The 12,230-nt window shown below is 72.8% G+C and carries 10 protein-coding genes; 6 read left to right on the forward strand and 4 right to left on the reverse strand.

The features are described 5' to 3' along the window. Positions 1–27: 27 nt before the first annotated feature. Both WME85_RS49320 and WME85_RS49325 read right to left on the reverse strand, forming a co-directional pair. Positions 28–1,224, reverse strand: a complete 1,197-nt coding sequence (locus WME85_RS49320; protein ID WP_437832178.1) for a serine/threonine-protein kinase — start codon at positions 1,222–1,224, stop codon at positions 28–30. A gap of 91 nt (positions 1,225–1,315) precedes the next feature. Then, a complete protein-coding gene (locus WME85_RS49325; RefSeq protein WP_437305977.1) occupies positions 1,316–1,537 on the reverse strand; it encodes a hypothetical protein in 222 nt (73 codons plus the stop codon). A 163-nt stretch (positions 1,538–1,700) separates the two neighbouring features. On the opposite strand from WME85_RS49325, the gene WME85_RS49330 reads away from it, so the two are divergent. The 4 genes from WME85_RS49330 to ggt all read left to right on the forward strand — a co-directional run bounded on the left by WME85_RS49330 (position 1,701) and on the right by ggt (position 7,024). Beyond that, complete coding sequence (locus WME85_RS49330; RefSeq protein WP_437832181.1) at positions 1,701–2,804, forward strand: hypothetical protein; 1,104 nt, start codon at positions 1,701–1,703, stop codon at positions 2,802–2,804. Positions 2,805–2,873: 69 nt separating this feature from the next. After that, positions 2,874–3,950 (forward strand): WD40/YVTN/BNR-like repeat-containing protein, encoded by a 1,077-nt coding sequence (locus tag WME85_RS49335; protein WP_437832183.1) that lies wholly within the window; start codon positions 2,874–2,876, stop codon positions 3,948–3,950. A 277-nt stretch (positions 3,951–4,227) separates the two neighbouring features. Then, entirely contained in the window at positions 4,228–5,001 is a 774-nt protein-coding gene (locus tag WME85_RS49340) for a hypothetical protein (protein ID WP_437832185.1), read from the forward strand. 124 nt (positions 5,002–5,125) lie between these two features. Next, positions 5,126–7,024 (forward strand): gamma-glutamyltransferase, encoded by a 1,899-nt coding sequence (gene ggt / locus WME85_RS49345; protein WP_437832187.1) that lies wholly within the window; start codon positions 5,126–5,128, stop codon positions 7,022–7,024. Between the two features lie 104 nt (positions 7,025–7,128). On the opposite strand, the gene WME85_RS49350 is transcribed toward ggt, so the two are convergent. Continuing rightward, positions 7,129–8,001: a universal stress protein gene (locus WME85_RS49350; protein WP_437832190.1), complete on the reverse strand. Its 873-nt coding sequence runs from the start codon at positions 7,999–8,001 to the stop codon at positions 7,129–7,131. 141 nt (positions 8,002–8,142) lie between these two features. On the opposite strand from WME85_RS49350, the gene purB reads away from it, so the two are divergent. Continuing rightward, complete coding sequence (purB, locus tag WME85_RS49355) at positions 8,143–9,441, forward strand: adenylosuccinate lyase (protein ID WP_437832192.1); 1,299 nt, start codon at positions 8,143–8,145, stop codon at positions 9,439–9,441. A 48-nt stretch (positions 9,442–9,489) separates the two neighbouring features. Further along, positions 9,490–11,283: a DUF885 domain-containing protein gene (locus tag WME85_RS49360; protein WP_437832194.1), complete on the forward strand. Its 1,794-nt coding sequence runs from the start codon at positions 9,490–9,492 to the stop codon at positions 11,281–11,283. Between the two features lie 34 nt (positions 11,284–11,317). Here WME85_RS49360 and WME85_RS49365 read toward each other — a convergent pair whose 3' ends face one another. Next, positions 11,318–12,202, reverse strand: coding sequence for a 5'-3' exonuclease (locus WME85_RS49365; protein ID WP_437832196.1), 885 nt, complete (start codon positions 12,200–12,202; stop codon positions 11,318–11,320). Positions 12,203–12,230 lie beyond the last annotated feature (28 nt).

Here is a 12,230-nt window from a genome sequence, read left to right on the forward strand (position 1 = left end):
TCATCGGCCGTGCGCCCGCGCGGTCCGTCAGCAGCTCACGAGGAGCAGCACCACGACGACCGCCACGATCACGCCGGTGGCGAGCGACGCGCCCCCGACGAGCAGCACCAGCTTGCCCGTCGACCATTGCGTGAGCGGCGCGCTGGCCCCCGGGAGCGCCGTCAGGCTCTCATCGCGGAGCGTGCGCTCCGGACGGCCCAGCGCGGCCGGCGGTGGCTCCGTCACCGTGGGCTGCGGGCGCGCGCTCGGCGACACGGCGGCGGCCGGCATCGGCGGCGCCGGCTGCGACAGCGGCTGGCCAGCGTGGATCCGCCCCTCGAGGACGGCCTGGGCGTAGGGCGGCAGGCCCCCCGCGCGCAAGGCGCGGACGTCCGCGCGCATCGTCTCGGCGTTCGGGTAACGGTGGAACTTGATGAACGCCAGCGACCGATCGACCACCGCCGCGACGGCGGGCGGGATGCCGGGCGCGACCGACGCGAGCGGCGGCGCCGGCTCGGTCGCGGCGGCGATGACCTCCATCGCCTCGGTGACGTCGCCGTGCACCTGCCGGCCCGAGAGCAGCCGGAACATGGTCGCCCCGAGCCCGAACAGGTCGGTGCGCCCGTCGATGTCGTGGATGAGCCCTGTCGCCTGCTCCGGCGCCATGTACGTCGCCGTGCCCATGATCATGCCGGTCTTGGTCGCGGTCTTCTCGGGCAGGCCCGTGAGCCCGTCGACGACCCGCGCGATGCCGAAGTCGAGCATGCGCACGCGCCCGTCGTTGCCGAGGTGGATGTTCTCGGGCTTGAGATCGCGGTGCACGACGCCGCGCGCGTGCGCGATCGCCAGCGTCTCGAGCACCTGATCCGCGAGCGCGAGCACCTCGCCGGGCGGCATCGTCCCGGTGCGCGCCATGCGATCGAAGAGCGTCTCGCCCTGGAGCACCTCCATCGTCAGGTACGCGAGCCCCTCGGGCGTCTCGCCGGAGCCGAGCACGCGCACCACGCCGGGCACCGCGTCCGCGCCCCCGAGCGAGTTCCCGATGAACCCCTCGCGCAGGAAGCGCTTGCGCACCTCCGCGATCGCGTTGAGCTCCGGGTGCAGGACCTTCAGCGCGACCTGCGAGCCGTCCGCGGCCCGCCCGAGCAGCACGCTCCCCATGCCGCCGGTGCCGAGCACGCGCTCGATCCACCACATTCCGGCGAACGTCTTGCCGACCCAGTGCTCCGCGTCGTCGTCGTACACGCCAGGCGCCCTTTATCGACCCGCCGCCGTCCGTGGAGGGAGAAGCCAGCGGCGAAGCCACTGGTAGGCCGCATCGCGGCAGGCGCGCAAGCTAATTGATGGAGGTTGTCCCGAAGCGGGCGTCGTCCTCGAGCCGCTCGGCCGCCGCCTTGAGCCCGGAAGCGACGCCGCGGAACGCGTCCGCTGGCATGCGAAATGTCACGCCGGGGCCGAGGAGTGTCACGTGGACGGTACCGCACGCGCACCGGGTGACGCGCGTCGCGTCATTCGATGCAAGCTCCGTGTGCGGACCGCATTTCTTGGTCGACGCCATGGTTGAACCTCTCCCACATCCTAGCAGCTTCTGCGCCCGTCCGGCCACGACACCCCGGCCCGCGACGGATCTCTGCCTGCTCCCTGACACGACGGTCTTGAATTTGCAAAACGTTGTATATCTCCATCATCGCCGCTGGCTGCTCCATTGTCTGGAGGGACTCATGGCTGCTCGATGGATGACGTTCGGTTTGCTTTCCCTCGTGCTGGGGGCCGTTGCCTGCATTGACGAGCGCCCGGACCCGGTACCAGGGCCGTCGGTCGACCCGTCGCTGCTCGATCCGCCGTCAGACGGCCGGGGGTTCCAGATACAGACGGAGGAGATCGTGGTCCCGCCGGGGGTCGAGCAGCAGGACTGCTACTTCTTCCGGGTCCGCGACCTGGCGGCGTCGAACGGGATGGACCCGGAAGCGCCCGTGAACCTCCACCGCGTGCAGATCGCCCAGCGCGACGGCTCGCACCACATGAACATCTTCCGGGTGCGGACGATCAAGGGGCTGGGGCCCGAGGGCGGGCTCATCCAGAAGAACCAGAACGGCGTGGGCGAGTGCTTCAAGAGCCCCAACTGGGCCGACTGGCCGCTCGTCGCGAACTCCCAGCAGGACGGCCAGCTCGACTGGGAGTTCCCCGAGGGCGTCGCGAACGTCCTCGAGCCCGACGAGTGGCTCATGCTGCAGACGCATTACGTGAACGCTTCATCGCAGAAGACCCCGGAGGCCGTCGGGCGCGTCCGGGTGAATTTCTGGTCGCTGTCGAAGGAAGAGGTGACGGCCGAGATGGGCACCGTCTTCGCGACCAAGCAGTCGATTCGAGTCTGCCAGTCGAACCCGCGGCCCACGTTCGAGGGCTCTTGCCAGATCAACAGCCCCTCTCCCGTGAAGGTCATCGGCGCCAACGGCCATTTTCACAGCCGGGGCACGCGGTTCGACATGTACGCGTGGGACGGCACCTCCATCGGCACGCCCGCGGAGTCCGAGCGCTTCTACACGTCGACCGCCTGGGACGATCCGCCGATGCTCACCTCGCCGGAGCTCGACCTGGAGCTCCCGAAGAACGGCGGCGTCTGGTACGGCTGCACGTTCGAGTGGCAGCCGCCGGACCCCTCGGTGGGCTGCACCGGGCTCGACGAGTACGACGCGACGAAGAACCAGACGTCCGAGGAGCAGCTCGACTGCTGCTACACGTTCGGCCCGATCGTCGAGAAGAACGAGCACTGCAACATCTTCGTCTACTACTATCCGAAGCAGGACGACGTGTTCTGCAACTGAGCCCCCGAGCCGACACGCGCTGCGCAGCACGCGCCTCGACATGACCTCTCCAGGGTGGTCCTCTATCTCATGCGCACCCGTTTGCACTCGGTTGCTCCCAACGCCCCGATTGCCTCGATCGCGATGGCGCTCGGCGCGTTCGCCCTCGCCGGCTGCCCCGACGACCCGGTGACGCCGCCGCACGACGAGCGGCCGCCCGCGTGGCGCGTGCTGCTCGACGAGGGCGATCTCGATCGCGCGGTCCTGTCGATCTGGGGGACGGGCCCGGACGACGTGTTCGCGGTGGGAGGTCCGCTCGGCAATACAGGCCTCGAGTCGCTGGTGCTGCACCACGACGGGGCGGCGTGGCGAGAGCTCCCGGCGGGCGGGGAAGAGACCTTCTGGTGGGTGGCCGGCTCCGGTCCGAAGGACGTCTGGATGGTCGGCGAGCGCGGCCGCGCCGCCCACTGGGACGGCGACACGTTCACCGAGCACGAGACGGGGACGGAGGCGACGCTGTGGGGCGTCATCGCGTTCGCGCCCGACGATGCCTGGGCCGTCGGCGGCACGCCCGGCGGCGGCGCGGAAGCGGAGAAGGATGTCGTCCTGCGCTGGGACGGGAGCGCATGGTCGAGAGAGACGCTGCCCGAGGAGGCCGGCCGGGCGCTCTACAAGGTGTGGGGGGAGTCCTCCGAGGATCTCTACGCCGTCGGCGAGTTCGGTGTGATCTGGCACCGCGCGGGCTCGACGTGGGCGCTGCAATCCGATCCGCCGATCGCGCAGGGCACCCTCTTCACGGCCGCCGGCTGCAGCCGTGAAGAGGTGTACGCGGTGGGGGGAAGAGATGTTCTCCGTTCAGACGGCAAGACGTGGCAGCGGCTCGACGTGGAGCTCACCAATGACGTGAACGGCGTCGCGTGCGGCCGCCCGGGGGAGGTCGCGATCGTCGGTTATGGAGGCCTCAAGCAGCGCCTCGTCGATGGGGCCTGGATCGACGAGTTCACCGAGGAGCCGTACGCCGACCTCCACGCCGTCTGGGCCGACGGGGAGGGGGCCTTCTGGGCCGTCGGCGGGGACTTTCTCAGCCAGCCGACCCCTGGCAGAGCGCGCAAGGGCGTCGTCGCGCGCTACGGAACAGGGCAGATCGCCGACACTGTGAGCCGCTGATCACCGCGCGGCATACCGGCTCACCTGCACGGACATGCGCGCAGTGTGGCATGTCGCATCATCGCGCCGTGAACTCGGTTATACGCCGTGAGGGAGCGGGCGCGACCGCAGAGATTTTTTTTCGGGGAAATGCTTCAAGGGGTGGTGCTGGTCGTCCGATTGCAATACCCGCGGAGACCACACGCGGACACCGCGCTCTCAACCCAGGAGAATTGGCATGCGACGGACCATTGCTCAGCTTTTTGTAAGCGTATTTACTTTTGCAGTTCCTTTCGCGATGGCTTCTACCGCGTCGGCGGCGCCCGGCCCGGAGGCTTGCGGAAACATCCAGCTCGCTGCGAGCGCCAACTGTGAGTTCCGTACCTCGGGCGGCTGCACCGCGAGCTGCGAGCCGGTCAACCTGACGGCGGCCTGCGCCGGGAAGTGCGAAGGCCGGTGCGACGGGAGCGCGAGCGCCAGCTGCAACGTCGACTGCTCCGGGGAGTGCACCGCCAAGTGCGAGGTCGATCCCGGGAGCTTCGACTGCAGGGCGAGCTGCTCGGCGAGCTGCAAGGGGGACTGCAGCGGCAAGTGCTCGGCGGAGGCCAGCGGAGGCAGCGCGCAGGCGGAGTGCGAGGGGGCGTGCGAGGCGAGCTGCGAGGGCGAGTGCAGCGCGAGCTGCGAGGTGACGCCGCCGAGCGCCGACTGCCAGGCAAAGTGTGACGCGAGCTGCTCCGGCGAGTGCAAGGCCGAGGCGAATTTCGAGTGCAATGTCGACTGCAATGCGGACTGCACGGTCGATCTCCAGGGCGGGTGTGAGGCGCGGTGCACCCAGCCGGAGGGCGCGCTGTTCTGCAACGACCAGTACGTCGACGTCGCCGGGAGCCTGCAGGACTGCCTCGACTACCTGAGCTCGCTGGAGATCGAGGTGAATTTCGAGGCCGAGGCTTCTGCCAGCGCTTCCTGCTCCGCGACGCCGGGGTCCTCCTCGGCGCCGCTGACGGGCACCGGGCTCGCGGCGCTCGTCGCCGGCGTGGGCGTGGCCGCCACGCGCCGCCGCAAGCGGTCCTGAGCGGGGCCCGGCGCGCCTGACGGCGCGCGCTCTCGCTCCCCCAGGACCGAGCCCCCAGGCCGGGTCGCCTCGCGCGGCCCGGCCTGGCTTTCTCCGGCACCGTAGTAGATTCGCGACCACCCTGATGACCCTGCACCGTCGTTCGAGGCCGCGCTGGGCGCTCGTCCTCGCGCTGCTCGCCGCCTGCGAGGCCCGCACGCCGCCCGCTCCGCCCGCGGCGGTGCCCGCGACCTCCGGCGCGCCGGCGCCCGCCAGCGCCGCGGCGGCGCCGCAGGCCGCGAGCGCGGCGGCGGCGACGACCGCGGCGCCGCGCTCGCGTCCGACGGAGCCGCTGCCGCCGGAGCCGCCGATCGCGCTCGCGTCCGGCGGCGCGCGGGCGGTGCGCGGCGACGCCGGGCTCGTGACCTCGGTCGAGGAGAACGCGACGCGCGTCGGCGCGGACGTGCTGCGGCGCGGAGGCAACGCGATCGACGCCGCCGTCGCCGTGGCGTTCGCGCTGGCGGTGACCCACCCGAGCGCGGGCAACATCGGCGGCGGCGGCTTCATGATGGTCCGCCTCGCGAACGGCGAGACGCAGGCCGTCGATTTCCGCGAGGCGGCGCCCGCGTCGGTGACCACCGAGTCGAACATGGCCATGGTGCGCGCGGGCGCGTTCGGGTACGCGTCCGCCGGCGTCCCGGGCTCGGTCGCCGGCCTCGCGCTGGCGCACGAGCGGTTCGGCAGCCGGCCGCTCGCCGAGCTGCTGGCACCGGCGATCGCCCTGGCGCGCAAGGGGCACCGCCTCGGCGCCAGGCAGGCGCTCACGCTGCGCTGGGCGTGGCCCCGGCTGAGGACCGACCGGGCCGCGAGCGCGATCTGGGGGCGCGGCAAGGCGCCGCTCGCCCAGGGCGAGCTGGTGCGCCAGCTCGATCTCGCGCGCACCCTGGAGACGCTCGCCGCGGAAGGGCCGCGCGCGTTCTACGAGGGCGCGATCGCCAGGAAGATCGCCGGCGCGATGCGCGAGCGCGGCGGCCACATCAGCGAGGCCGATCTGCGCGCCTACCAGGCGAAGTGGCGCGCGCCGCTCCGGTTCTCCTACCGCGGCTTCACCGTCGACACCATGCCGCCCCCCTCGATGGGCGGCGTCGCGCTCGCGGAGATCATGCTCACGCTGGAGCGGCTCAAGGCGCACGAGGCGCCCGTGGACTCCGGACTGTCGCTGCACCTGTTCGTCGAGGCGGCGAAGCGGGCGTACGCCGACCGGCGAAAGGTGAGCGCCGATCCCGACTTCGTCGGGCCCGAGCCGGCGCAGCTGCTCGCGAAGCTCCTCGACGGCGGCTACCTGATGCGCCGCGCGCCGGCCGTCGATCCGGAGCGCGCCACGCCGGCGGGCGACATCGCGGCGCCCGCGGGCGCCCTCGCGCCGGAGTCCCCGCAGACGACGCACTTCTCGGTGATCGACGCGCAGGGCAACGCTGTCTCGTGCACGACCACGCAGTCGGCGAGCTTCGGCGCGAGGATCGTGATCCCGGGCACGGGCATCCTGCTCGGCAACGCGATGGGCGCGTTCTCGGAGACGGGCATCAACGCGGTCGCGCCGGGCAAGCGCATGGCGAGCTCGATGACGCCGACGATCGTGAGCCGGGACGACAAGGTCGCGCTCCTCCTCGGCTCTCCGGGCGGGGACACGATCCCGAACACGGTCGCCCAGGTGCTCCGCAACCTGGTCGACCACGGGATGACGATCGACGAGGCGGTCCGCCACGGGCGCATCCACCACCAGTGGCTGCCGGACCGGGTGCGCGTCGAGCGGCTGACGCCCCCGCCGCAGGCCGCCCTCGACGACCTCGCGCGGCGGGGGCACGCCGTCGTGCTGGATCCGATGCCGATCGGCGACGCGAACAACATCCTCGTCGACGCCGCCGGCGTCGCGTGGGGCTACTCCGACACGCGCGAGGGGGGCACGGCCGAGGGCGTCAGCGCGCCCGCCAAGCTCGAGCCGGCGGCGCAGGCCGACGCTCCGGCGGCGTCGAGCGAGCGCTAGCCGCGCGAGCGGCGTCGAGCGCGCAGGCAGCGTCGAGCGCGCAGGCAGCGTCGAGCGCGCAGGCAGCGTCGAGCGCGCAGGCAGCGTCGAGCGCGCAGGCAGCGTCATCGCAACCTGGGGTCGTACTCGGCCGCGTCCGCGTCGTCGTCCTCCTTGGGGCGCACGACCACGACCGGGCACGGCGCGTTCCGCGCGATCCGATCGGCGGTCGAACCGCCGAAGAGCCGCTGGAAGGGCGACTGCGGGTGCGTCGCCACGACGATGAGATCGGCGCTGAGCTCACGGGCGAGTGAGACGATCGCCCGGTCGGGCCGGCCCGTGCGGAAGTGCATGGCCATGAGCCGCGGCTGGCCGTCCGCGAAGCGGTGCTGGAGCACCCGGAGCGAGGGCGGCGACGACGCGCCGGGCGTCGTCACGTCGCGCACCGCGGGGGCGACCTGCCGCGGCCCGACGACCACCGCGTGGATCTCCGTCTCGCCCCGGAGCGCCGCCAGCTCGAACGCGAAGCGCCACGCCCGCCCGCCCGGCTCGGATAGGTCCATCGCGACCACCACGATGTACTGCTTCACCCGGCGCGCGCCGCGCATGCTCGTGCGGGCCGGCTCGCTCGCAGGGGCGCGCTCGCTCACGGGAGTCGGCTCGACCACGGGAGCCGACTCGGTCGACGGGACCTGCTCGGTCGCGGGGGCCCGCTCGGTCAACGGGATCCGCTCGGTCGCGGGGGCCCGCTCGGTCGCGGGGGCCCGCTCGGCCGCGGGGGCCCGCTCGGCCGCGGGGCCAGCGGCACCGCCGGGGCGTCCCGGAGGCGCGCTGCGCCCGGGATCGCCCGGGCGATCCGGCTGCGTCCTGCCGGCGCCTGTCGGCTCGCTCGTCGGTTCGGGCGGCGCCTCTCCCGCGCCAGCGCCCGCCGCGTGCGGCGGCCGGGCGAACGCCCCGCCCTGGTCGGCGCGCGCGGGCGCCGTTGCTTCGGTCGGCATCGCGCGCAAACGTTCGCAACGCGCCGCGCGCCCGCAAGCGGCGTCGCGCGGCGCGCGCAGGCGAACGGCGCGAGCCGGCCGGGGCCGCCCCGGACCACTCCAGCCTTGACGCACCCTCCAGACCTTCGCAGCGTCCCGCCCATGATCCCCCGCTACACCCCGTCCGAATTCGAAGAGCTCTGGTCGCCCGCCACCCGATTCTCGACCTGGCTAGAGGTGGAGCTCGCCGCGTGCGAGGCGATGGAGGCCGAGGGGCTCGTGCCCGCCGGCATCGCGAAGGGGATCCGGGCGAAGCAGCTCTCGCTCGATCCGGAGCGGATCGAGGCGATCGAGCGCACGGTCAAGCACGACGTCATCGCCTTCCTGACCCACGTCGAGGAGCTGGCGGGCGAGGGGGCGCGGTGGCTGCACCGGGGGATGACCTCGAGCGACGTGCTCGACACGAGCCTCGCGGTGCTGCTCGTCCGCGCGGCCGACCTGCTCTCGGCGCGCCTCGACAAGCTCTGCGACGCGCTCGCGCGGCGCGCCGACGAGCACCGGCGCACCCCGATGATCGGCAGGAGCCACGGCATCGCCGCCGAGCCGATCACCTTCGGCCTGGCGCTCGCGGGCCACCTCGCGGAGATGAAGCGCGGAAGGGCGCGCCTTCTCGCCGCGCGTCAGGCGATCGCCGTCGGCAAGATCGCCGGCGCGGTCGGGACGTACGCGCACCTGTCGCCGCGCATCGAGGAGCGCGCGCTCGGCGCCCTGGGCCTGCGCGCCGAGACGGTCTCGACGCAGATCGTCGCGCGCGATCGCCACGCCGAGTTCTTCGCGGCGCTCTCGCTCATCGCCGCGGGCATCGAGCGGCTCGCGACCAACGTGCGGCACTGGCAGCGCACCGAGGTCCGCGAGGCGGAGGAGCGCTTCTCCGTGGGCCAGAAGGGCTCGAGCGCGATGCCCCACAAGCGCAACCCCATCCTCAGCGAGAACCTGTGCGGCCTCGCGCGCGTCGTGCGCGCCGCCGTGATCCCCGCGCTCGAGAACGTGCCGCTCTGGCACGAGCGCGACATCTCGCACTCGTCGGTCGAGCGGATGATCGCGCCCGACGCGACCTCGACGCTCGGCTTCATGCTCGACCGCGCCGCGGGGCTCGTCGAGGGGCTGGTCGTCTACCCCGAGAAGCTGCGCGAGAACCTCGACCGCACGGGCGAGCTCTTCTTCAGCGAGGCGGTGCTGCTGTCGCTCGTCCAGAAGGGCCGGCCGCGGCAGGCGGCCTACGAGCTGGTGCAGCGCTGCGCGATGCGCGCCATCGCGGGCGAGGGGCGCTTCCGGGACAACCTCGCCGCCGACGCCGACGTCGCGGCGCTGCTCTCCCCGGACGAGATCGCGCGCTGCTTCGATCTCGATCACGCGCTCTCGCACGTCGACGCGATCGTCGATCGCGCGCTCCGCGAGTAGCGTCCGCCGTTGACCTGAAAAGGCCGGTTTGAGAGGCTCCGGCCCATCATGGCCGCCGCCCGCGTCGTCTCTCCCCGCCGCTCGCTCCCTCGCCGTTTCGCGGCGCTCGCGTCCCTCGCTGCGCTCGCCGCCTGCGGCGGGGGCGCCGCCGCGCCGGCTCCGTCCGCCGGCGCGGCCCCTTTGCCCGCTGCGCCTCCGTCCGCCGCGGCGCCCCGCGAGCCCGCGCAGGCGCCGCAGGCGTCGCGGGAGCCGTTCCCCGCGCTGCGCGACCGGATCCTGCGCGAGTGGGCCGCGGACGAGCCGGCGTTCGCGCGTTCGCGCGGGCTGCACGAGCGCGACGGCGAGGTCGGCGACTACTCCGCCGCCGCGATCGAGCGGAGGCTCGCGCGCCTCGAGCGCGACCGCGCGGCCCTCGCCGCCGTCGACGCCGCGGCGCTCTCCCCGGACGAGGCGCTCGACCGCGCGATCCTGCTCCAGCAGATCGACCTCAAGCTCTTCAACGGCAGGGATCTCGAGGACTGGCGGCGGCGGCCGCAGTTCTACGGCGAGCTGTTCGGCGTGAACCAGTACGTCGACCGCGCGTACGCGCCGCTGGCCGACCGCGGAAGGCGCCTCCTCGAGCACGAGAAGGCGGCGCTGGCCCAGGTGCCGCGCATCCTCGAGAACCTCGCGAGCCCGATGGCGAGGCCGGTGGTCGAGGTCGCCGTGAAGATCTTCCGCGGCTACGCCGAGTACCTGCGCGGCGACGTGGTCAAGCTGCTCGAGGGCGCGGGCGACGCCGCGTTCCAGGCCGATTTCAAGAAGACGAACGCGGCCCTGGCCGACGCGGCGGCGCGGCTCGCCGAGCACCTGGAGAAGGTCGAGCTGCCGAAGGGCGACGCGAGCCACGTGCTCGGCGAGGCGCGGTACAGGAAGCTCTTGCTCGCGCAGGAGGGGCTCTCGATCCCGCTCGCCGAGTTCAAGAAGATGGGCGAGGAGGACCTCGCGGCGAACAAGGCCGCGTACCAGGAGCTCGCCCGGAAGGTGAAGGCCACCCGGCCGAAGGCGGAGCTGCTCCTCGCCGAGGCGACGCGGGTGATGGAGATGTCGCGCCGGTTCATCGTGGACAAGGGGCTCGTGAGCCTCCCGTCCGACGAGCGGGCGCTCGTGAAGGAGACGCCGCCGTACATGCGCTGGAACTCCGCTTTCCTCGACGCGCCGGGGCCGTTCGAGCGGAAGGGGCTCGAGGCGTTCTACTACATCACGAAGCCCGACCCCTCCTGGCCCAGGAAGGAGCAGGAGGAGTACGTGATGCAGCGCGGGACGCTGCGCTCGACGACCGTGCACGAGGTCTATCCGGGGCACTTCGTCCAGGGCCTCTGGGAGAACCGCGCGCCGACGGACGTGCAGAAGATGTTCGGGAGCTACTCGTTCGTCGAGGGCTGGGCCCACTACGTCGAGCAGATGATGATCGAGCAGGGCTTCGGCAAGGAAGACCCGGAGAGCCGGCTCGGCCAGCTCGGGGACGCGCTGCTGCGCAACTGCAGGGTGGTGGTGTCGCTCGGGGTGCACGCCGAGGGCATGGGCCTCGACGCGGCCGAGCGCCGCTTCATCGACGACTGCTTCCAGGACCGTGCGACGGCGCGCGAGCAGGCGGTGCGCGCGACGTTCGACCCCGGCTACTTCGCCTACACGCTCGGCAAGCTCCAGATCCTGAAGCTCCGCGAGGAGGCGAGGGCGGCCCTGGGGGCCGCGTTCTCGCTGCGCCGCTTCCACGACGCGCTCCTCTCGCACGGCTCGCCGCCGGTGCCGCTCATCCGCGAGCGCGTGCTCGCCGAGCTGGCGGCGCCGGAAAAGAAGTAGCCTTGACGAAGGCCTCCCGGCCGCTGCCCCCGGCTCACCCCTCCGGGGCCCAGCGCGTCGGCCGCCCCTTCAGCGTGCGCACGTCCAGCGCGTCGCACCACGCCTCGAAGCGGCCGCGCGGCACGCCGCGGAAGCGCAGGTCGTCGAGGCGCTCCGCGAGCGGCACGTCGGTGCGGAGCGTCGCCAGCGTGCGGTAGAGCAGCGCCTCTTCCCGCTGCTCGACCAGCGCGCGCGCGATCCGGTCCGCGCCGCGCACCGTCACCGACCACGCGGCCGGGTCTTCCGGGATCTGCTCCAGGTGCCCGTAGGCGCCGAGGAGCGCGGCCGCCGTCCTGTCGCCGATGCCCGCGAGCCCCGGGATGCCGTCGGCGTCGTCCCCGGTGAGCGCGAGGTAGTCGGGGATGCTCGCCGGGGCCACGCCCCGCGCCGCGCGCAGCGCCGCCTCGTCGACGACGCGCTCCTTCCGGCGGTCGACCTGCACGACGCGCTCGCCCGCGAGGCACTGCCCGAAGTCCTTGTCCGGGCTGAGGATGCGCACCTGCTGCACCTCGCCCCGAAACCGCGCCGCCGCCGTCGCGAGCGCGTCGTCCGCCTCGAACGCGTCCATCGACCAGACGACGACCCCGAGCGCGCGCACCGCCTCCTCGACCGGATCGAACTGCCCGCGCAGCGCCGGATCCATGCCCTCGTCGCTCTTGTAGCCGGCGAACAGGTCGTTCCTGAACGAGCGGATCGGGTTGTCGAACGCGACAGCGACGTGCGTGACCTCCTCGTCCGGATGGTGCAGCAGCGCGAGGAGCGAGGCGACGACGCCCACTGTCGCCTTCGCGTCCCAGCCGGGAGGCGCGCGGTGCTCGGGCCGCCTCGAGAAATGCGCGCGGAAGAGCTCGTACGTGCCGTCGATGAGGTGCAGCCGCATGGGCGTCTCCTCCCGCGGGCCGCCGGCC

The sequence above is a fragment of the Sorangium sp. So ce1153 genome (assembly GCF_051521595.1).
Lineage (GTDB): Bacteria > Myxococcota_A > Polyangia > Polyangiales > Polyangiaceae > Sorangium.

Coding starts and splice junctions, on each gene's coding strand:
- WME85_RS49325 (WP_437305977.1), bottom strand. CDS start 1,537: ATGGCGTCGACCAAGAAATGCGGTCCGCACACGGAGCTTGCATCGAAT.
- WME85_RS49330 (WP_437832181.1), top strand. CDS start 1,701: ATGGCTGCTCGATGGATGACGTTCGGTTTGCTTTCCCTCGTGCTGGGG.
- WME85_RS49335 (WP_437832183.1), top strand. CDS start 2,874: ATGCGCACCCGTTTGCACTCGGTTGCTCCCAACGCCCCGATTGCCTCG.
- WME85_RS49340 (WP_437832185.1), top strand. CDS start 4,228: ATGGCTTCTACCGCGTCGGCGGCGCCCGGCCCGGAGGCTTGCGGAAAC.
- ggt (WP_437832187.1), top strand. CDS start 5,126: ATGACCCTGCACCGTCGTTCGAGGCCGCGCTGGGCGCTCGTCCTCGCG.
- WME85_RS49350 (WP_437832190.1), bottom strand. CDS start 8,001: ATGCCGACCGAAGCAACGGCGCCCGCGCGCGCCGACCAGGGCGGGGCG.
- purB (WP_437832192.1), top strand. CDS start 8,143: ATGATCCCCCGCTACACCCCGTCCGAATTCGAAGAGCTCTGGTCGCCC.
- WME85_RS49360 (WP_437832194.1), top strand. CDS start 9,490: ATGGCCGCCGCCCGCGTCGTCTCTCCCCGCCGCTCGCTCCCTCGCCGT.
- WME85_RS49365 (WP_437832196.1), bottom strand. CDS start 12,202: ATGCGGCTGCACCTCATCGACGGCACGTACGAGCTCTTCCGCGCGCAT.